The 19,829-nt window shown below is 69.5% G+C and carries 15 protein-coding genes and 1 tRNA gene; 6 read left to right on the top strand and 10 right to left on the bottom strand.

Features of this window, described 5'->3' with window-relative positions:
- The 7 genes from QQM67_RS04405 to QQM67_RS04375 form a co-directional block, all read right to left on the bottom strand.
- The coding region (locus tag QQM67_RS04405) for a Rho termination factor N-terminal domain-containing protein (RefSeq protein ID WP_314172175.1) at positions 1-940 on the bottom strand (940 nt) is incomplete at its 3' end.
- Positions 941-1,371: 431 nt separating this feature from the next.
- A complete protein-coding gene (thrB, locus tag QQM67_RS04400; RefSeq protein WP_314172174.1) occupies positions 1,372-2,319 on the bottom strand; it encodes a homoserine kinase in 948 nt (315 codons plus the stop codon).
- Positions 2,320-2,709: 390 nt separating this feature from the next.
- Complete coding sequence (thrC, locus tag QQM67_RS04395; RefSeq protein WP_314172173.1) at positions 2,710-3,789, bottom strand: threonine synthase; 1,080 nt, start codon at positions 3,787-3,789, stop codon at positions 2,710-2,712.
- Between the two features lie 52 nt (positions 3,790-3,841).
- Positions 3,842-5,134, bottom strand: a complete 1,293-nt coding sequence (locus QQM67_RS04390) for a homoserine dehydrogenase (RefSeq protein WP_314172172.1) — start codon at positions 5,132-5,134, stop codon at positions 3,842-3,844.
- A 93-nt stretch (positions 5,135-5,227) separates the two neighbouring features.
- Positions 5,228-6,619, bottom strand: a complete 1,392-nt coding sequence (lysA, locus tag QQM67_RS04385) for a diaminopimelate decarboxylase (protein WP_314172171.1) — start codon at positions 6,617-6,619, stop codon at positions 5,228-5,230.
- Between the two features lie 175 nt (positions 6,620-6,794).
- The gene (locus tag QQM67_RS04380) at positions 6,795-7,712 is read right to left on the bottom strand and encodes a DALR anticodon-binding domain-containing protein (protein ID WP_314172170.1); all 918 of its coding nucleotides are present in this window, start codon (positions 7,710-7,712) and stop codon (positions 6,795-6,797) included.
- Between the two features lie 223 nt (positions 7,713-7,935).
- Positions 7,936-8,370 carry a response regulator gene (locus QQM67_RS04375; protein WP_314172249.1) on the bottom strand — a complete coding sequence of 145 codons (435 nt, stop codon included), beginning with the start codon at positions 8,368-8,370 and terminating at the stop codon, positions 7,936-7,938.
- A 181-nt stretch (positions 8,371-8,551) separates the two neighbouring features.
- Here QQM67_RS04375 and QQM67_RS04370 point away from each other — a divergent pair.
- A tRNA-Arg gene (locus QQM67_RS04370) sits at positions 8,552-8,623 on the top strand.
- 292 nt (positions 8,624-8,915) lie between these two features.
- On the opposite strand, the gene QQM67_RS04365 is transcribed toward QQM67_RS04370, so the two are convergent.
- From QQM67_RS04365 to QQM67_RS04355, 3 genes are all read right to left on the bottom strand, one after another.
- The gene (locus QQM67_RS04365; protein ID WP_314172169.1) at positions 8,916-10,256 is read right to left on the bottom strand and encodes a tyrosine-type recombinase/integrase; all 1,341 of its coding nucleotides are present in this window, start codon (positions 10,254-10,256) and stop codon (positions 8,916-8,918) included.
- A 563-nt stretch (positions 10,257-10,819) separates the two neighbouring features.
- Entirely contained in the window at positions 10,820-11,164 is a 345-nt protein-coding gene (locus QQM67_RS04360) for a hypothetical protein (RefSeq protein WP_314172168.1), read from the bottom strand.
- A 1,457-nt stretch (positions 11,165-12,621) separates the two neighbouring features.
- Positions 12,622-13,431 carry an IclR family transcriptional regulator gene (locus tag QQM67_RS04355; RefSeq protein WP_314172167.1) on the bottom strand — a complete coding sequence of 270 codons (810 nt, stop codon included), beginning with the start codon at positions 13,429-13,431 and terminating at the stop codon, positions 12,622-12,624.
- A 277-nt stretch (positions 13,432-13,708) separates the two neighbouring features.
- Here QQM67_RS04355 and QQM67_RS04350 point away from each other — a divergent pair, with 277 nt between their 5' ends.
- From QQM67_RS04350 to ilvE, 5 genes are all read left to right on the top strand, one after another.
- The gene (locus tag QQM67_RS04350; protein ID WP_314172166.1) at positions 13,709-15,028 is read left to right on the top strand and encodes an MFS transporter; all 1,320 of its coding nucleotides are present in this window, start codon (positions 13,709-13,711) and stop codon (positions 15,026-15,028) included.
- The gene (locus QQM67_RS04345) at positions 15,025-15,888 is read left to right on the top strand and encodes a hypothetical protein (protein ID WP_314172165.1); all 864 of its coding nucleotides are present in this window, start codon (positions 15,025-15,027) and stop codon (positions 15,886-15,888) included. The genes QQM67_RS04350 and QQM67_RS04345 overlap by 4 nt, the downstream gene beginning before the upstream one ends.
- Positions 15,872-17,659: a thiamine pyrophosphate-binding protein gene (locus QQM67_RS04340; protein WP_314172164.1), complete on the top strand. Its 1,788-nt coding sequence runs from the start codon at positions 15,872-15,874 to the stop codon at positions 17,657-17,659. Before QQM67_RS04345 ends, QQM67_RS04340 begins: the two co-directional genes overlap by 17 nt.
- Before the next feature lie 39 nt (positions 17,660-17,698).
- Positions 17,699-18,823 carry a Xaa-Pro peptidase family protein gene (locus QQM67_RS04335; protein ID WP_314172163.1) on the top strand — a complete coding sequence of 375 codons (1,125 nt, stop codon included), beginning with the start codon at positions 17,699-17,701 and terminating at the stop codon, positions 18,821-18,823.
- A 92-nt stretch (positions 18,824-18,915) separates the two neighbouring features.
- The gene (ilvE, locus tag QQM67_RS04330; RefSeq protein ID WP_314172162.1) at positions 18,916-19,791 is read left to right on the top strand and encodes a branched-chain-amino-acid transaminase; all 876 of its coding nucleotides are present in this window, start codon (positions 18,916-18,918) and stop codon (positions 19,789-19,791) included.
- The last annotated feature ends 38 nt before the right edge of the window (positions 19,792-19,829 follow it).

Below are 19,829 nucleotides of genomic sequence, written 5' to 3'. Positions count from 1 at the left end.
CGAGAATGTCCAAGATCCCGGCCACCGGAATCAGCACATCATCCTCAGCGACCTGCGGCTCCGCATCCTCACGCCCACCACGACGCCCCCGACGATCCCGATAACGACCCCGACGACCACGCCGGCCGCCCTCGAAGTCGTCGTCGTCACGCCGGCCGCCGCCCTGGCTCTGGTTCTGGCCGCCGCCCTGGTTCTGGCCGCCGCCGTCGCCGCCCTTGCCACGGCCGCGCTGGCGGTCGCGCTTGGAGGGGCGGTCCTGCTGCTGCCGGCCGCCGCCATCGCCGCGGCCGTCTCCGCCACGGCCGTCGCCGCGGTCGCCGCGGGAGCCGTCGCCCTTGGACTGCTGTCCGCCGTCGCCGCGGCCCTCGGTCTTCCCCTCGGCGGTGTCCACGGCGGCCTCGGCCTTGCCGCCACCGCCCTCGCCGCGCTCACGGCGGCCGCGGCGGTCGCCGCCGCCGGCCTTCTCCTCGTTCGCGGGCTGTCCCGGAATGTCGATCTGGGCGTCCTGCTCGTCGTCCGCGCCCGGCTCACCCGTGCGCGCCCGGGACGTGGCACGGCGCTTCGGCTTCGCGGCGGACTGGTCCTCGCCTTCCCCGGCGGAGGCCCCGTCCTTGCCGGCCGGCGCGTCGGCGCCGGAGGCCGAACCCCCGCCCGCCTGCCGCTCCTTGATGGTCTCGATCAGCTGGCTCTTGCGCATACGCGCGGTGCCCTTGATGCCGAGACCGGAGGCAACTTGCTGAAGCTCGGCGAGCACCATGCCCTCAAGCCCGGTGCCGGAGCGCCGACGCTTGGGCGCAGCACCCGAGGCAGGCGCGGCAGAAGCGTCCGTGGCAGGCGCGTCGGCTTTCTCCACAGGGGCACCCCCGGTGGAGGTGCCACCCGAGCCATCGGACTCAGGAGGAGCGGCGTTCACGCCCATCAGATCGGTGGTGTCGCTCACAAAGGGTCCTTCCCTGGAGCGGACGTCGGCCTGTCTGGCTCGGCGACCGGTCGTGCTGTCCGGCGATGGTCCTGTACGCGCGGACCTGGCCGAAACGGTGGTTCCCGCCTGGATGTGTGGCGGGGAGATCAATTCATGGTTCGACGTGCGAGGAGAATGTGCGTCCTCCACGTCGGCTCCGGAGCGTGCTCGGGACTGCTTCGCAACGCGAAGCAGCGTGGGAGGCTCCTGGAGGAAGAGGCGATCCTGGGCCTCTGCCCTGAGGGATCACTCAAGCACTGCACTCTACGGACCACCACAGAGTTTCACGTGTGGACCGCGAGACTGCGAGCACTGACTTGAGGTTAACACTACCGGACCCAACAAACATTCCCCCTCTCCTCGATCATCGGCCCCTCCGAGGCCTTCGCGTGCTGTTCAGGCCGTACACGTCACTGGGATGCGCCGCGGTCCGTACCGTCCGCCTTCAGCGGCAGGACGCTCGCTCCCGCGGTGTCGAGGCTCAGCCTGTTCGCCGTCCACTGCTCACCTGCGAGCTTCGCGACCTTGTCGGCGGCTCCGTGGCCCTCGGGCAGCGCGAGCACCGTGGGTCCCGCACCCGAGACAACAGCTGGGACGCCGTCCGCCCGCAGCCGGTTCACCAATTCCACGCTCTCCTTCATCGCCGGCGCCCGGTACTCCTGGTGCAGCCGGTCCTCGGTTGCCGGCAGCAGCAGATCGGGGCGCCTGGTCAGCGCCTCCACGAGCAGCGCGGCACGTCCGGTGTTGAACGCCGCGTCCACATGCGGAACATGACGGGGCAACAGACCGCGCGCCGTCTCCGTCGACAGCGGCACGGGAGGCACGAAGACCACCGGCACGACGGATTCCGCGGGCTCCATCCTGATCGCGCGCGCGGCTCCCGCGTCCATCCAGGCCAGCGTGAAGCCGCCCAGCAGACAGGCCGCGACGTTGTCGGGGTGGCCCTCGATCTCGGTGGCCAGCTCCAGCATCGCCGAGTCGTGGAGCTTGGCCTCGCCGCCCGTGGTGACCGCGCGTGCCGCCACGATCCCCGCGCAGATCGCCGCGGAGGAGGAGCCGAGGCCACGCCCGTGCGGGATGCGGTTGGCGCAGACGACCTCCAGACCGCGCGGCTGGCCGCCGAGCAGGTCGAACGCCGTACGCAGGGAGCGCACGAGCAGATGGTCCTCGTCGCGCGGCAGGGTCTCGGCGCCCTCCCCCGCGATGTCGACGTGCAGGCCGGAGTCGGCGACCCGTACGACGACGTCGTCGTACAGGCCCAGCGCGAGGCCCAGGGCGTCGTAGCCGGGGCCGAGGTTGGCGCTGGTGGCGGGAACGCGCACGCGGACAGCTGCGGCGCGGAACGCGGGACCGGCCATCTCCCGATGACTCTCCTTGGATTGTTGACGCGATTTCCCATGGACCGCGGCGGCGGCGCCGGAGGGGTCACGGCCCCTGTGCGCCCCGGGCGCGGCGGACCGGGTGGGGCTTCCCTGGCAGGACGAGGGGATGCCCCGGAATACGTACGGGGAGTGGGATGAACGCAAGCTTATCGAAGGAAGGTTCAGTGGCGACACAGGGCGCACGGGAGGCGCACGATGCGTGTCGCAAGCGGCTACGCGCTCCCTTGCCCCGGGTCTCCGACCGGGAACCTCTCCCCGCTTCCGCCTTCGTTCCCCTCTTGTTCCGTCTTCGCTCTCGCAGTTCTCTGCGCCGGGTGACGCTCCGGTGTCACGGGATGGCTTCCCGCCGCCGGTCCGGGCGAACCGTCAGGCCAGGCCGAGGTGTTCCGCCGCGGCGTCCGCGTCGACGGGCACCGTGACGGGACGCGGCGCGCCGGCCACCGCCCAGTCGGGATCCTTGAGGCCGTTGCCGGTGACCGTGCACACCACGCGCTGCCCCGGCTCCAGCCTGCCCTGCTCCGCGGCCTGGAGCAGGCCCGCGACCGACGCGGACGAGGCCGGCTCGACGAACACGCCCTCCCGGGACGACAACAGCTTGTAGGCGCGCAGGATCTGACGGTCCGTCACAGCGTCGATGAAGCCGCCCGACTCGTCCCGCGCGCGCTCCGCGAACCCCCATGACGCCGGGTTGCCGATGCGGATGGCGGTGGCGATCGTGCTCGGGTCCTTCACGGGCTCACCGCGCACGATGGGAGCGGCTCCGGAGGCCTGGAAGCCCCACATGCGCGGCGCACGCGTCGCGGGCCCGTCCGCGAGGTACTCGCTGTAACCGCGCCAGTACGCGGTGATGTTGCCCGCGTTGCCCACCGGCAGTACGTGTACGTCCGGGGCGTCCCCGAGCATGTCGACGATCTCGAAGGCGGCCGTCTTCTGCCCCTCGATGCGGTCGGGATTGACCGAATTGACCAGCGCCACCGGGTACTTCTCCGACAGGCCGCGGGCGAGGGTGAGGCAGTCGTCGAAATTCCCGTCCACCTGAAGGATCTTGGCGCCGTGCACCAGCGCCTGCCCCATCTTGCCCAGCGCGATCTTGCCCTGCGGCACCAGGACGGCGCAGACCATTCCGGCACGCACGGCATACGCGGCCGCTGACGCCGAAGTGTTGCCCGTGGACGCGCAGATGACGGCCTGCGCTCCGTCCTCCTTGGCCCGCGTGATCGCCATCGTCATGCCGCGGTCCTTGAAGGAGCCGGTCGGGTTGGCGCCCTCGACCTTCAAGTGGACGTCGCAGCCGGTGAGTTCGGAGAGCAGCTGCGCCGGTACGAGCGGAGTGCCGCCTTCTCGCAGGGTGACGGGAGCCGTCGCGTCGCCGACGGGCAGCCGGTCGCGGTACTCCTCGATGACGCCGCGCCACTGGCGGGAGGTGGCGGGTGCTGCGGTTTCCATGGTGGTCACTGTCCTCGATTCCCCTGTGGCCGGGCCCTGCTGGCGGTCCCGTTCATTCGCCCTCGACGCGCATGATGCTGGCGACTCCGCGCACGGTGTCGAGGCCGCGCAGCGCCTCGACCGTCGCGCTCAGCGCCGCGTCGGGCGCGCTGTGCGTGACGACGACGAGCCATGCGTCGCCGTCCTTGCCCTGCTGGCGGACGGTGTCGATGGAGACGCCGTGCTCCGCGAACGTGGTGGCGACCTGGGCGAGGACGCCGGGCTTGTCCGCCACGTCGAGGCTGATGTGGTAGCGAGTGACGACCTCGCCCATCGGCGAGACCGGAAGCTGCGCGTACGCCGATTCGCCGGGCCCCCGGGCCCCGTTGAGCTTGTTGCGGCACGCGGCGACGAGGTCACCGAGCACGGCCGAGGCCGTGGGCGCGCCGCCCGCACCCGGCCCGTAGAACATCAACTGGCCCGCGGCGTCCGCCTCGACGAAGACGGCGTTGTACGCCTCGCGGACGTTGGCGAGGGGATGGCTGAGCGGGATCATCGCCGGGTGCACGCGTGCGGTGACCGAGCGGCCGTCGGCGGCCCGTTCGCAGATGGCGAGCAGCTTCACCGTGCAGCCCATGCGTTTCGCCGAGGCGATGTCGGCCGCGGTGATCTCGGTGAGCCCCTCGCGGTGCACGTCGTCCAGGCGTACGCGGGTGTGGAAGGCGATCCCGGCGAGGATCGCGGCCTTGGCGGCGGCGTCGAAGCCCTCGACGTCGGCGGTCGGGTCGGCCTCGGCATAGCCGAGCGCGGTGGCCTCGTCGAGGGCCTCGCCGTAGCCGGCGCCGGTGGAGGCCATCCGGTCGAGGATGAAGTTCGTCGTGCCGTTGACGATGCCGAGGACGCGGTTGACCTTGTCGCCTGCCAGCGACTCGCGCAGGGGCCGCACGAGCGGGATCGCGGCGGCGACCGCGGCCTCGTAGTACAGGTCGTTGCCGTGTTTCTCGGCCGCCTCGTGGAGCGCGGGGCCGTCCTCCGCGAGGAGGGCCTTGTTGGCCGTCACGACGCTCGCGCCGTGCTCGAACGCGGTGGTGATGAGCCTGCGGGCGGGCTCGACGCCGCCGATGACCTCGACGACGACGTCGACGTCCTCGCGGCGGACGAGCGCGGCGGCGTCCGTGGTCACCAGCGCCGGATCGACGCCCTCGCGTACGCGGTCGGGACGGCGCACCGCGACGCCGGCCAGCTCCACCGGAGCGCCGATGCGAGCTGCGAGATCGTCCGCGTGCGTCGTCATGATGCGTGCCACCTCTGAGCCGACGACCCCACAGCCCAGCAGCGCCACCTTCAGCGGACGCGTACGCATCATCCGACCTCGCCTCTCGTCATTTCCAGTGCTGTCAGTCTCACGTACCGGTACGGAGATTCCACGCTCGTTCCAATATGTGGGACGAATGTCTCGCTAACCGACATCCAGTCGCAGGAGATCCTCCTCCGTCTCCCGCCGGATGATCACCCGCGCCTCTCCGTCCCGTACGGCGACGACCGGCGGCCGCAGCGCGTGGTTGTAGTTGTTCGCCATGGAGCGGCAGTACGCGCCCGTCGCCGGCACGGCGAGCAGATCCCCCGGAGCCAGGTCCGCCGGAAGGAACGCGTCCCGCACGACGATGTCGCCGCTCTCGCAGTGCTTGCCGACGACGCGGGAGAGCATGGGCTCGGCGGCGGAGGTCCGGGAGACGAGCGAGACGCTGTACTCGGCGTCGTAGAGCGCGGTGCGGACGTTGTCGGACATGCCGCCGTCCACGCTCACGTACGTACGCAGGCCCTGGAGCTCCTTGACCGTGCCCGTCTCGTACACCGTGCAGGCCGAGGGCCCGACCACGGCCCGGCCCGGCTCCACGGACAGCCGCGGCACGGCGAGGCCCGCGCCGCGGCACTCGCGCCCGACGATCTCGCGGAGCGAGGCGGCGATGTCGTGCGGCTCGCTCGGGTCGTCCTCGGGGGTGTAGGCGATGCCGAGGCCGCCGCCGAGGTCGATCTCGGGCAGCTCCAGGCCGTGCTCGTCCCGGATGTCGGCGAGCAGGCCGACGACGCGGTGCGCCGCGACCTCGAAGCCCGAGGTGTCGAAGATCTGCGAGCCGATGTGCGAGTGGATGCCGATCAGCTCCAGGCTGTCGAGCTTCAGCACGCGCCGTACGGCCTCGGCGGCCTGGTCCCCGGCGAGCGCGAGCCCGAACTTCTGGTCCTCGTGCGCCGTCGCGATGAACTCGTGCGTGTGCGCCTCGACGCCGACCGTGACGCGGATCTGGACGGGCTGGCGCCGGCCGAGCCGCTCGGCGATGTGCGCGACGCGGACGATCTCCTGGAAGGAGTCCAGCACGATGCGCCCGACGCCCGCCTCGACGGCCTGACCGATCTCCGCGGACGACTTGTTGTTGCCGTGCAGCGCGATCCGCTCGGGCGGCATGCCCGCGGCGAGCGCGATGGCGAGCTCGCCGCCGGAGCAGACGTCGAGGTTGAGCCCCTCCTCGGTCAGCCAGCGCACGACGGCGCGGGAGAGGAAGGCCTTGCCCGCGTAGAAGACGTCGGCGTCCTCACCGAAGGCGTCGCGCCACGCGCGGCAGCGGGCACGGAAGTCGGCCTCGTCGAGTACGAAGAGAGGGGTGCCGAACTCCTCGGCCAGATCCTTCACGTCGAGGCCGCCGACGGTGACGGAGCCGGCGGTGGTGCGGGCGGCGGTCTTCGGCCAGACGCGGGGGTCGAGCACGTTGAGGTCGGCGGGTGGCGCGGTGTAGTGCCCCTCCGGGAGCACATCGGCGTACCGGGGCCCTGCGGGGTGCGCGGAGCGGCTCATGCGGCGGCCTCGCTCTCACTGGAGCGGTTCGTCGGACGGTTCGTGTTCACGCTGATCGTGGTCCTTCGCGGTGTTCGAAGCCTGAGGTGTGTAAGAGGTCTGAGGGGTCTGAGTGTCTGTACGGGCCGGTCGGGCTCGAGACCTGGAGGGCTGGGCTCGGGGGCTCGCTCCGGTCTCAGAGGTGCGCGGGTGCGCTGACGCCGAGCTGGGTCAGGCCGCCTGCCAGCACCGTCCCCGTGGCCTCGACGAGGGCCAGGCGGGCACGGTGGGCGGCCCCGGGTTTCTCGTCACCGCTGGGCAGGGGCGGGCACTGGTCGTGGAAGTCGAAGAAGGCGTCGCCCACCGCGACGAGGTGCCGGGCATGGCGCGCCGGATCCGGCTGCTCGCTGACCCGCCGGTGATCGGCGAGCAGCGCGAGCAGCGCAGCGCCGCTCGGCCCGTACGCGGATCCTCCGCCCGTCGGGTCCCCGGCCTCGGCCGCTGCTTGCGGTTCGCCTCGAAAGCCGAGGTCACGGGCGTTCCGCGAGAGCGCACAGGTACGAGCGTGCGCGTACTGCACGCGGAAGAGGGTGCTCGCCTGCGCCGTCCGTACGGCCAGCGCCGCCGGGGTGTCTCCGGTGACCGCGCTCCAGCGGGCGATGTCGGTGGCGGGGGTGTCTGTGGTGGCGGGGGTGTCTGTGGCCGGGACGTCGTTTGCTGGGGTGCCGGTGGCCGGGGTGCCGGTGGTTGTGGCATCCGGGCTCGCGTCCTCACGGTGCCGCCGGGACAGCTCCGCCACGAGCTCGGCCCGCGCCCGGTCGTCGAGGGTGACGTTGAGGAAGCCGCCTCCGGTGATCTCCACGGAGCCGATCCCGTCCTGCCGCTCAAGGCGCGCACGCAGCACCTTCGCCACGTCGTACGCCGCCATGCCCGTGGCTGCCGCCAACCCGAAGGCGACGCTCACGGCGTAGTCCCCGGTCCCGCGCCGCGGCGGCGACTCGACGGTCACGCGCTGTGCCAGCCGTGCGCCTCCCCGTACCTCCCCCAGCTCACCGTCTTGCGCGGCACGGCGTACTGCTTGCAGCACGGTGCGGGAGAGCTGGGCGGGTGTCACAGAGCAAGCGTATGGGAGAGGGGCGGGTGCGACGCGAACGGGATTCCACACCGGACGGGCGCGGAGCGGCATCCGGGGGCGCGTACGCGGTCCGCGGGCATCGCGAGGCCGCGTCTGGGGCTGTGGCCGAGTGCAGAGCGGGCGTGCGGGGAGTACGGGGAGTACGGGGTGAATCGTCACTGCCCGGTTATTCGTCACTACCCGGTGATTCGTCCTTGCCCGGTCAGCGACGAGCGGGCCACCTGGCCGGCTCCTGTTCGTCCGCATCGCCTGGCCGCGGCTCCCCGTCCTCTGGAAGACCCGCCAACTGCCGCACCATGCGCACCAGTTCGGACGGCTCGAAGGGCTTCGCCAACAGCGCGTCCACGGGCGGCCCCTGCCCGTCCTCCCCGTCGATCTGCGTGTGCCCGCTGACGAGCGCGACCGGGATGTGGCGCGTACGGGGATCCGAGCGCAGGCGCTCGGCGGTCCTGAGACCGTCGAGGCGCGGCATCGCGACGTCGAGCGTCACGAGATCCGGCCGCACATCCTGCACGACGTCCAGGCACTCGACGCCGTCGGCAGCGGTTACCACCTCGAAGCCTTCCAGCTCGAGATTGACCTTGATCAGCTCCCGGATGACCTTGTCGTCGTCCACGACAAGGACCCGGCCGGACATACCTGGCACACAATGAGCCTAGGCACACCCCTCCCCCGGCGTCCGGCTTTTGCCCTTTTCCACCCCTGCGAGACACCGCCTCCGCACACTCGTCCACGGTCCCCTCACGCCGGAAACCTGGTTCCGGTGCACCACGACCAAGCTGGTACTGTTCCTCCTGTCGCCGCCACTGGCGCGACGAGCCCCCGTAGCTCAGGGGATAGAGCAACGGCCTCCGGAGCCGTGTGCGCAGGTTCGAATCCTGCCGGGGGTACTTCAGATTAAGGGTCCTGACCAGCAGAAATGCGGGTCAGAGTCTATTGTGCTCATGCCAAAAGGCAAACGGTTCTTGGACCGTTTGCCTTTTGGGGACGCGCGTAAGTCGCGGCCGACAGTGACGTTTCCTTGTGGGCATCCGACCAGCTCAGAGCACTCAATGGCGCCCAGCACATAGCAGCCACCCCTTGAACGGCCGCGAGGATTACAGTTCTGCTGCACGGAGAGCCATCAGTGGCTTCACCAGCGCATCTTCGTCGACGCTAGGGAAACGCGCACGGTTTGGCGGGTCACTGCTCAGGCGAAGCGGCATCCGTTTCATCGTCCGGAGAAGGCGGATCGTAGGCACGCAGGAGGTGCTCGATGCGCTGGTTTGTGATGGATTGCCGGTCATACAGGCACTTCGCGTAGCGCGTGAGGAGAACGTCGATGCTGTTGCCGGCGCGCTGGGCTACCTCAGCCGGGTCTGCTCCTGAGCACAGCCAGGTGGACAGGGCCGAGTGCCGCAGATCGTAAGGCTTCGCGGCGAGCGGAGACGCCACGAGTTGCGGCGGTAGTGCGAGCGCGCGGGCTTCGCTCCAGACTCTGTAGTACGAGGTGGAGCCGATGATGTCGCCGCGCTCGGTGAAGAACAGGCGGCCGTCCTCAGCGACCCCGAAGGTGTTGATGCTCTCGCGCCACAGGGCGACGAGGTGCGGGGGAAGGGGCACAACCCTGGTCTCGCCTGCCGGGCGGTTCTTCAGCCCCCGTTCGTCGTGGCGGCGCCCGTTGTCGGTCCACTTCTTGCCCACCTGCGGCAGGGCCCGGTTGACGACCAGCCGGCCCCAACCGTTGGTGGGCAGCACGCAGTCGGTGACTACGACCCCGGCTGCCTCTTCCGGACGCAGTCCGGCGTAGTACATGCCGGCGAAGAAGCCGACGAGCCGCCGCCCACGGGCCCGGTGATAGGTGCCGACGTAGGAGACGGCGGTGATCAGTGTTCGCGCCTGCTGAGGGTTGACGACAACACGAGGGTCGACCGTGGTCACCTGCCGCGAGGTCCCGGCCCGGATGTTGTCGAGCGGATGACTACCCAACTCCCCCTGTTCGACGGCGTAGTACAAAGCGCTCACCAGCACCTTCCGTTTACGCCGCCAGGTTTCCCGGGCCGCGGCCGTGCCGTCGCGTTTGCGGCGGAGTGCATCAAGCACGCCGCGGGCCACCGCAGGGTCGTGCAGGTCGATCAACGGCCGGGACGCCTTGGCTACCCAGTCCAGTACCAACCGTGCCTGTGCGGGGACTTCGCCTTCCTGGGGCCCCGGTACGACGAAAGCCCATCCCTGCAGCGAACGGTGCAGAAGCGACTCCTCGGGGCGACCCGGCAGGTCAAGCAACATCGCCCGGGTGATGGCCGCCAGCGCCTCGCTGTTCTCCCGCCGCGTGTGCGCTGCCCGCCCCAACCAGTGCGCCTGTGCGTAATTCACCGCGAACGCATACCAACTCAGCTGCGACGGCCCACGCGAACCGTATGCACCAGCCCGGCCCGGAGCCAGCCCCGCACGCAACGCACGCACCAACTCCGCCCCGAACTCCCCCGCCAAATCCGCCGCAAGACCGGCCCGCCCCGCATGGCCGCCGCTGCTGCTGCGCATCTGGCCGTGACATCGGCCCGCCCCCTCACCGAAACCCTGCCTACTGCTCCAGCCCCCACGTCTGTCCATCTCGGCCTCCTCACGGATCACGTTCCGATGAAACAGCCTCCTCACTCCAGGGCGTGCGGCACAGACACGTGCACAGATGCCGCCGTCGCCGCGCTGCGGGACGCACAGGGACGGTCGATCTTCTGCCGGGCTTGCGCGGTCTAGTCGCCGGACACACGGCTGAGTTCGACCCGCGTACGAACGCTCGGTACGCCCGGTCGTCGGCACCCGTCCAATACGGGCGGGTGTTCACCGCCGCCCGACGTGACAGCGAGGGGCATCCCCCTACTACGGCTGGCACTGGGCGAGCGGGCCGGCGCCGCGGCCCATGACCAGAAACCCGGCGTTGCCTCACAGGGGCAGGAACGGTGTGAGCCGGCGCTCCGGAAAGGGCAGCGCGGGCTCCGCAAGGGCGGCCGGGGCGTCAGCCGCCCGTGTGTGCTATCACGGAACTCACCTCCCGTCCCTCGTCGCGGGGCGCCGGAGCGTTGTCGGTCGGCCTGGTGGCCTCAAGGTCATCGCTGCTCCGTGGCCGGGCCCTGCTCCGCGTCGATCGAGCGGTCACGGGTTTCCGGCATGGTGACCCAGAAGAGGCCGGCCACCAGCATCACGACGCTGACGTACACCGCGATCAGATCGGGATGCCCTGCATCGATGAAGGCTGCGCTGACCAACGGCGCCGTGTCGCCCAATCCCGCGTTGACCAGGGAGTACGGAATGCCGATTCCCGTAACCCGGACGTCGGCCGGGATCAGCTCGGTGAACGTCGCAGCGATGGCCGGGCTGCGGCAGGTCGTCTTCGATACGGTCGTACGTGAGTTCGGAGGCACCTTCTCGACCGAGCACGGCGTCGGCCGCAAGAACCTCGACGCCTACGAACGCTACGTACCCCCCGGTACAAGCGCTGAAGGGCGTCCTCAAGAGACACATGGACCCGAACCACCTGCTGGACTGATCCAGATTGCCGTTGGCGCCTCGGCGCCCCTCCTGAGTCACCGGGAACAGACTCACCGGCCACTCGCATCAGGTCAACGCCCGCTTCGAGCGGCCGAATCCAGAAAACCGCTACCCGCTCGTGGGAAAGCTCGCCGCCGACAACATCCCTGTCGCGGTTGCGTGCCAGGTGCTCAGGCTCCCGCCAGCACTACTACCGCTGGGCTCAGTCAGCCTGCGACGCACGCCGAGTCGGCTGAGCCACCGTGCCAGCCAGGTGTTACGCAGCGGCACCGTCGGCCAATGCCACATCTACAGCTGCGAGGAAATGCTCTGCTGCTGCGATCCCGCTTGCGCACGGCGGAACGCGGCTCGACCTCAGTAACGCCGCACCCGCCGTCACGTAAGTCGCTGACCCATCCCTCGTCAGGTTGGCTGGGCGCTGTTGGTGCCCTCCTGCCCTGCGCGCACCCTGTGAACGAGCTCCCGGCACTTGGTCCGGTTCTTGAAGAGACTTGTCAAGTAACTGTTCGGGTAGACCGCCTCCACACTCGAGATGAGGCCTTCCAAGGCGCTCTGTGTCAGGGATGGGACTTGCTCCACTTCCAGAGAATCGGCGGTGTCCTTCGCTCACATGGCGACGGTCGGGATCGGTGCCTCGATACAGGGGAAGTTGAACAACTCACCCATGAGACTGGTAGCGCTCCCGGAGGGTTGCACTGCGACGGGAAGCTCTGGCGCTCAGCTCTGGTCGGCCCTGAGGCGCCCGAACCGCGCAACGCCATGCCAGCCGGATGGACGGTGGCTTCGGCGAGCAGTGGTGTCGCCTGCGGCCCCGTACCCCGCCGCGCCCAACCCGGGCGGGGAAGCTCTTGGTTGGTGAGCGAGTCGGCGACCTGCCGGGACTGCACCGCGCGGTGTGTGGGTGTGGGTGCGCCACTGGGGGCTGCCAGCCACGGCCGCCCGGCGATCACCCCTTCACGGCGGTCGCGGTACTGGTAGACGGCGACCCGAAGGGTGGAACGTGGAGGCACACGACTCGTCCACAGATCTTCCAACTCTTCGTAGACGGTGACGATATGGCCCTCCATGGGCAGCCTCAGCGCCAGGGTCCACCGCCGGAGCCGCGCCGGCGTCGCCGTCTCCAGGCGATCGCCGGCGCCACCGGTCCGGGCGTGCCAGGACCCTTCGTCGCCTGTCCCGCCGACGGCCACCTGGCACTACCCGGCCCTTGGCCTTACGCCAGCGAGAGGATCGCGTCCCGTGCGCTCAACCGTTGCCGGACCTGCTTTGGTTCGAGCTCTCCCGGTGTGGTCCCGTTCGCGGCCGCGAGCGCGGCCCGCACCGGTCGGGCCCGCGTCGGTGTCGGCGTCGACTTGGGGTTCTACGTCAGGTCGGGGAGCAATCGGCGAATGCTGGACTCGGTCAGGCCGTCCGTCGCCTCGGCAAGGCGTTTTGCCACTGTCTCGGCCTCCTCGGACAGCAGGCGGGCCAGCCGTGTACGGCGCTTGCTGTCCATGCGCGACGCTATGGCGGCGATGCTCAGTGACGCGACCGCTCTGCCGTCTTTGCCGATCACCGGGACGCCGATGGCGCGCATTCCCGGGATCAGCATTTGGTCGTTGAAGGTGTGGTCGCGGCGTCTGCTCTCACCGACCAGCCGGAGCAGGGTTTCTGCGTCGAAGCTCGCGTAGTTTTCCAATCGCGAAGAGTTCGCCTCGATGATGCGTTCTATTTCCTCGCCCGGCAGCCACGCGAGCAGTGCGAGGCTCCCCGCGCCGACGCCGAGCGGGCGGCGGTCGCCAACACGGAGGGTGAGCGTCTTGATCGGAAACGCCCCGGTGGCACGATCCACGCAGATCGCCTCGGTCGCATTGCGTACAGACAGGTACACCGTGTCTTCCGACTCCGTCGTCAGGCGCAGTATCGAGTCGTTCGCAAGATCGATGAGCCCATACCGATTCACTGCCGCGAAGCCCAGCGCGAAGAGTCCGAATCCCAGATGGAAACGCCCAGTCACTTCGTCCTGCGCGACGAGCCCGTCCTGGGCCATCGTGTTGAGAATCCGGTGCGCGGTCGCCTTTCGCAGGTCGGTGTCGGCGGCGATGTCGATCAGCCTTCGACCGTCGCGGTCGGCGTGTGACAGCGAGGCGAGAATCGCCATCGCACGCTCAACACTCTGGACTGACTCCATCGAGCATCCCTCGCAATTTGTGTGCCTGCTTGCCGAACCTGAGCGACCCTCCGCCCGGCGGGGCTTGGCCAGTATGCCGCTTCGCCTTCCCTGACCCGGCCACTCCCCCGACCTCTCCCCCAGCCTCTCCTCCGGCGACGACCCGAGGCGTCCGCGAGCACTGCTTCGACTCGACACCTTGACACGATTTCGAAACTCAGTACCGTCATGCGGAACCACATGGCTCGATGGGCGGCACGGCACCGACCGGCGCTGCCGCAGCGAGGGGACGGAACCAATGACGGCCGAGTACACGGCGACACCACCCGAGGAAGACCTTGACCTGGAGCGAAGGACCTTCAGGAGGCTGGGGCTGCGCCTCTTCCCCTTGCTCGTTCTGACCCTGTTCGTGAACTTCATGGACCGGGCGAACCTGGGGGTCGTGGCATCACCGATGTCGGACGATCTCGGCCTGAGCGGCAGCGCGTTCGGGCTCGCAGCCGGCCTGTTCTACCTCGGTTACCTGCTCTGCGAAGTGCCCAGCAACGTGGCGCTCAACAAGTTCGGGGCCCGCATCTGGATCGCGCGGATCATGATCACCTGGGGGCTGCTGACCATATGCCTGATGTTCGTCTCGGGCCCGGTCTCGCTCAACATCCTCAGGTTCCTGCTCGGCGCCGCCGAGGCCGGTCTGTTCCCGGGGATCATCCTGTATCTCACGTACTGGTGTCCCGGCCGCCTCTTCGCCCGTGCGTACTCGACCTTCCAGGTCGCCGTGCCGGTGGGCCTGGCCCTCACGAGCCTGATCACGTCCGCGATCCTGCTGATGCACGACGTCCTGGGACTGGCGGGCTGGAGGTGGGTCTTCCTCATCGAGGGCCTGCCGGCCGTCCTGCTCGGGATCCTCGTCTTCCTGGTGCTGCCCAACGGCCCGAAGGACGCGAAGTGGCTGCGCCCGGACGAGCGGGAGTACCTGCTGCGGCACGCGCAGGCCGCGCGGTCTGGCGACACCCACCGGCGCGGCGCACTCGCCGAGGTCATGCGCTCCAAGCTGACGTGGATCTACGCGGTGCTCTACTTCTGCATGATCATCGGGTTCTGGACGATCACGTACTGGCTTCCGACCGTCGTCCAGGAGCACTTCGAGGTCAGCGCGGTCAGCTCGGGCCTCATCTCAGCGGTGCCGTGGGCGTTCACCGCCGTCGCCATGGTGGCGGTCGGCATCTCCTCGACACGTACCAACGACGTCCGCTGGCACATGATCGGCTGCCTGGTCGTCGGCGGCCTGGCGCTGCTCGGCAGCACGCTCGTGGACTCGCCGATACTCGCCTTGGTCCTGTTGTGCCTGGCTGCGGGCGGCACACAAGCGGCCAGCCCGCTGTTCTGGGCACGAACCTCAACGGTCTTCGCGGGCGCCCTCGCCGCCGTGGCCATCGCGTTCGTCAACTCACTGGGCAACGTGAGCGGTCTCGTCGGACCGTACGTACTCGGCCTGCTGAGCGACCTCACCGGCGACACCCGGCTCGGGCTCGTGGTGATGAGCATCTTCATCCTGGTCGCGGCACTGCTGACCTCCGTGATCGTCCGCGCGCCGGCAACCCCGGGGAAGGAGCAGTGAGCGGCGAGCCGCCGTACGCCGACGACCTGACCATCGTCGACAGCGCCACGCAACTCGGCAGGTGCCACGGCTCAACGGTGGCGGTCGTCGGCTCCCACGGAGGGCGCTACCCGGCAATGCTGGCCGCCCGGTTCGAGGTGCGGGCGATCGTGTTCAACGACGCGGGCGTCGGCCGGGACCGAGCGGGCGTCAGCGGCCTCGACCATCTCGAAGAACTCGACGTGCCGGCGGCGGCCGTAAGCCACGAGACCGCCCGTATCGGAGACGGCCGCGACACGTTCCGACGCGGAAGGATCTCGTACGCCAACTCACCTGCCCGCGCGCTGGGATGCACGACCGGCATGCGGTGCGAGGAAGCGGTGCGTCTCCTCGCCGGGGCGTCCACCGCACCGGTCCTGGCACCGCAGCCGGAAGAGGCCCGCCATCTGTTGCGTGACGGCCGCCCACGCGTCTGGGCACTGGACTCCGCATCGCTGGCCGGCGCCGCCGACGAAGGAGACGTGCTGGTCACGGGATCCCACGGCGGACTGCTCGGAGGGGCACCGAGGACCGCACTGCGCACGGCGGCCATCGCGGCCGTCTTCAACGACGCCGGGATCGGCCGGGACAGAGCCGGGCTGAGCCGGCTGCCGGCACTGGACGCGCGCGGCATAGCCGCGGTCACGGTCTCCGCCACCTCCGCGCGAGTGGGAGACGGGCGCTCCACCTACGACGACGGCGTGCTGTCGGCACGGAACGAGGCCGCCGCCCGCCTCGGCGCCCGCGCGGGCATGCCCACACCCAAGTTCGTCGACCTCGTACTGGCGTCACTACAGGATCAACACACTGGGACAGGAGTGCCGGATGAACGCGACGGCTGAGAACAGGGACCACACAACTCACATGCCGTCCTCGGACGACCAAGCCATGTCCGGCGGGCGGGCGCTGGCGGAGATGCTCCGGATCAACGGCGCCGGCCCCATATTCGGCATGGCCGGCTTCCAACTGCTCCCGTACTACGAAGGCATTCGCCGGCTGGGGATGGAACACCACCTGGTCAACGACGAACGGGTCGGGGCGTTCGCAGCCGACGCCTACGCCCGGCTGACAGGCAGGCCCGGCATCTGCGACGGCACCCTCGGCCCCGGGGCGACCAACCTCGTCACCGCACTCGTGGAGTCGCTCAACGCGGGCGTCCCCTTGATCGCGCTGACAGGCAACACCCACCGGGGCCACTCCTGGAAGAACATGACCCAAGAGGCCCGCCAGGTCGAGATCCTGCGGCCGGCCGTCAAGGAACTGATCCGCGTCGAGGCCGTCGAGCGCATTCCCGAACTGGTCCGCAGGGCCTTCTCCGTCGCGACATCCGGACGCCCGGGCCCCGTCGTCCTCGACGTCCCGGAAGACGTCGCGCACGCCGAGCACGCATTCGCCGCCGACGAGTTCTTCGCCGACGCCGCCACCGCACGCGTACCGGCCCGGCGGCCCCGCCCCGACGCATCCGACGTGGAACGGGCGGCGGCGCTCCTGGCCCGCTCCCGCCGCCCCCTCATCCTGGCCGGTGGCGGCGTACACCTCTCGGGCGCACACGACGCCCTCCTGCACCTCGCCGAAGAGACAGGGACCCCGGTCGCGCACACGCTGAGCGGCAAGGGCGCGATCCCGTGCGTGCACGACCTGTCCGCGGGTCTGTTCGGACGGTACAGCCGGTACGCGAACGAACTCATCGAGTCCTCGGACTGCCTGCTCGTGGTCGGATGCAAGCTCGGGGAGATCGCCACCAAGCGCTACACCCTGCCCCGCCCGGGCACGCCCCTCATCCATCTCGACTTGGTCGCCGAGGAGATCGGCCGCTGGGCGCCCGCCGACGTCGGGCTCTGGGGAGACGCGCGTGCCGGGCTGACGGACCTCGCCGCGGCACTCGGCTCCGCCACGCCCCCGGACGAACGGACGGCCTACCGGCGCGAGATGCGCGAACGCCGCTCGGCGTGGGAAGCGGAGGCACGCGCTCGCTACGAGAGCGAGGAGGTCCCAGTCAACATGGGGCGGCTCGTCGGCGAACTCAACCAGGCGATGCCGGAAGACGGCGTACTCATCGCAGACGGCGGCTTCGCCAGCCACTGGGCCGGACTCCTCTACGACACCAAGCGGGCGGGACGGGGATTCGTGGCCGACCGCGGGTTCGCCTCCATCGGCTACGGCCTGCCGGGCGCGCTCGGCACGGCGCTGGCCGTCCGTACCGACCGTGGCAGCGCTCCCCCCGTGGTGAGCATCACCGGCGACAGCGGCCTCAACATGACGGTCGGAGACCTGGAGACCGCCCGCCGCGCGGGCGCCGCCTTCACCCTCGTCGTCGTCAACAACGCCGCGTCCGGCTACATCAAGGCACTCCAGCACGCCGTGTACGGCGAGAACAGCTACCAGTCCGCCAGCCTGATCGAGACGAACTACGCGGAACTCGCGAAGCACTTCGGATGCCACGGACACCGCGTCGAGCACCCGGACGACCTGGGTCCGGCCCTCAAGCAGGCGATCGCGACCCACGACGCACCGACGGTCGTCGACGTCGTCGTGACCCGGGACCCCGCCCAGATGCTGCCCGGCGTGGACAGCCGCACGCTCCAGGTCCGGCCCGGAGACCGGCCGGTCTGAAAGCCCACAGCCGCCGACACCCCAGAACGGAGCCAGACGATGACTACTCGTTTCGACCGCCTCCTGAACGGACCGATCCGCCAACTCCTCGACGACGCCGACGCATTGATCGTCAGCGAACCGCAGAACGTCTTCCTGGTCTCGGACGTCGTACCGCCCACGCTGCGCCTGCTGCCGGAGCGTCTCCTGATGCCCGTGTTCCACACGTCCGCCGAACCGTTCTGGGTCATCGCGGACATCACCGAAGACGTGATCCGGCGTCAGAGCCGCCATATCAGCGAGCAGGTCGTGTACGTCGAATACCGCGAGTCGCCGATCGAGGCCCTGGTCGACGCCCTGAAACAGCGCGGGCTCCCGCATCAGCGGATTCTCGTCGAAAAGAACCATCTGAGCGCCGGATATCACGAGGAACTCGCGGGCTCCCTGCCCGGCGTGACGATCGACGACGCGACACCCGCACTGCACGAGATGCGCTCCGTCAAGTCGCCTGAAGAGCAGCAGCAATTGCAGCGCCGCGCCAACGCCACCCTGCGTGCACTGGCCGCGTGTTACGCCGAGACACGCATCGGCGACACCGAAAAGGAAATACGCCAACTCGCCATCCAGAAGCTGTTCGCCGAAGGATTCGACACACTCGAGTTCGTCACGCTCGCCCGTGGCCGCGGCGACCTCCTCAACGGCGTCGCGGGCGACACTCCGCTTCAGCGCGGCGACATGCTCCGCGTCGACATGGGCGGCACCCTGGGCGGCTGGCGCTCCGACATCCACCGCACAGCGGTGGCCGGAACCCCGCCGCCTCGTCTGAGGGATGCCTGGCGCAGAAACCGCGAGGTCCACTACGCGGCCATGGACACCATGCGGGCCGGGCGCCCGGTGCGTGAGACCTACGCGACGTGCGTCCGCGAGTACGAACGCCGCGGCATGCGCTGCGACATGCCGTTCGTCGGCCACTCCCTCGGAGTGGGACAGCACGAGTTCCCGGTACTCACCCCGTTCGCCCCGGAGGAATACAAGAGCGGCATGGTCGTCATGCTCGAACCCATGGGAATCGACCCCGACAACGGCGGTTTCTCGATCGAGGACATGATCCTCGTCACTGACGGCGACCCCGTGGTCCTCTCGGACGCCGTGGAAACCGAAGAAATGATCGTGATCGGCGAATAGTCCCGCTCGGCCGGCCGTCCGGGCCGCCACCCCTCATAGCGAACGAAACCCCTCCCGTCATGAATTCAGAAGACCCAGAACGAGGTGCTCTCATGGACGCCAACGAACGAATCGCCTACGTCGGTGGGGAGTTTGTCCCGGAGGCGAAAGCAACGGTATCGATCCTGGACCACGCGGTGCTCTACGGTGACGGGGTCTTCGAGACCGTGGTCGCGTGGAACGGCCGGATCTTCAAGCTGGACGCCCATGTCCGGCGGTTCCTGCGGTCGTGCGCGGCCGTGGCCCTGGACTGCCCCGTCACCCAGGAACGGCTGACGGACCTGATCGTGGAGACCGTACGCCGGAACGGCCTGGACAACGCCTACATCAAGTGGATCCTGACCCGCGGCTCGAACGGCACACCCCTGATGGACCCCACCGGGTGCGTGCCGAACCTCATCATCATGGCGCGCCCGTACATCGACCGGTCGTCGGCCTCAGGGCTCCGAGTGAAGACCGTCGCCGTACGCCGCCCGCCGGGGCATGTCCTCGACGCGCATGTGAAGAGCCTCAACTACCTCAACCTGGTCATGGCCAAGATCGAGGCCAAGGCCGCCGCCGTCGACCAGGCACTCATCCTCGACGTGCACGGCCGCCTCTGCGAAGCGCCGGGGTTCAACGTCTTCGTCTCCGCCGACGGGGTGCTGAAGACGCCGCGCAACGACGTGCTCCGCGGCATCACCCGCGAGACGACCATGGAACTGGCCACCGAGAGAGGACTCCGGGTCGAGGAGACCGAGCTGGAACTGTACGACGCGTACACCGCCGACGAGCTGTTCCTCACCAGCACGGCAGGCGGTCTCATCCCCGTCGTCGAGGTGGACGGACGCACGGTCGGCGACGGCAAGCCCGGACCGGTGCTGTCGGCTCTCCAGGACGACTACCGCAAGGCACTGGCGTCCACCCGCTGGAGCACACCGGTCGCGTAGCAACTCCATCATCCGGCCGGCCGACCGTGTCGGTGCAC

The sequence above is a fragment of the Streptomyces winkii genome (genome assembly GCF_032248595.1).
Taxonomy (GTDB): domain Bacteria; phylum Actinomycetota; class Actinomycetes; order Streptomycetales; family Streptomycetaceae; genus Streptomyces; species Streptomyces winkii.
Note: the sequence above shows the minus strand (reverse complement) of the source record. Positions and strands in the feature narration are given on the sequence as shown.

What these genes read in the sequence shown, in the direction of transcription:
- thrB (WP_314172174.1), bottom strand. Translation starts at nt 2,319, where the DNA reads ATGGCCGGTCCCGCGTTCCGCGCCGCAGCTGTCCGCGTGCGCGTTCCC.
- thrC (WP_314172173.1), bottom strand. Translation starts at nt 3,789, where the DNA reads ATGGAAACCGCAGCACCCGCCACCTCCCGCCAGTGGCGCGGCGTCATC.
- QQM67_RS04390 (WP_314172172.1), bottom strand. Translation starts at nt 5,134, where the DNA reads ATGATGCGTACGCGTCCGCTGAAGGTGGCGCTGCTGGGCTGTGGGGTC.
- lysA (WP_314172171.1), bottom strand. Translation starts at nt 6,619, where the DNA reads ATGAGCCGCTCCGCGCACCCCGCAGGGCCCCGGTACGCCGATGTGCTC.
- QQM67_RS04375 (WP_314172249.1), bottom strand. Translation starts at nt 8,370, where the DNA reads ATGTCCGGCCGGGTCCTTGTCGTGGACGACGACAAGGTCATCCGGGAG.
- QQM67_RS04365 (WP_314172169.1), bottom strand. Translation starts at nt 10,256, where the DNA reads ATGCGCAGCAGCAGCGGCGGCCATGCGGGGCGGGCCGGTCTTGCGGCG.
- QQM67_RS04355 (WP_314172167.1), bottom strand. Translation starts at nt 13,431, where the DNA reads ATGGAGTCAGTCCAGAGTGTTGAGCGTGCGATGGCGATTCTCGCCTCG.
- QQM67_RS04350 (WP_314172166.1), top strand. Translation starts at nt 13,709, where the DNA reads ATGACGGCCGAGTACACGGCGACACCACCCGAGGAAGACCTTGACCTG.
- QQM67_RS04340 (WP_314172164.1), top strand. Translation starts at nt 15,872, where the DNA reads ATGAACGCGACGGCTGAGAACAGGGACCACACAACTCACATGCCGTCC.
- QQM67_RS04335 (WP_314172163.1), top strand. Translation starts at nt 17,699, where the DNA reads ATGACTACTCGTTTCGACCGCCTCCTGAACGGACCGATCCGCCAACTC.
- ilvE (WP_314172162.1), top strand. Translation starts at nt 18,916, where the DNA reads ATGGACGCCAACGAACGAATCGCCTACGTCGGTGGGGAGTTTGTCCCG.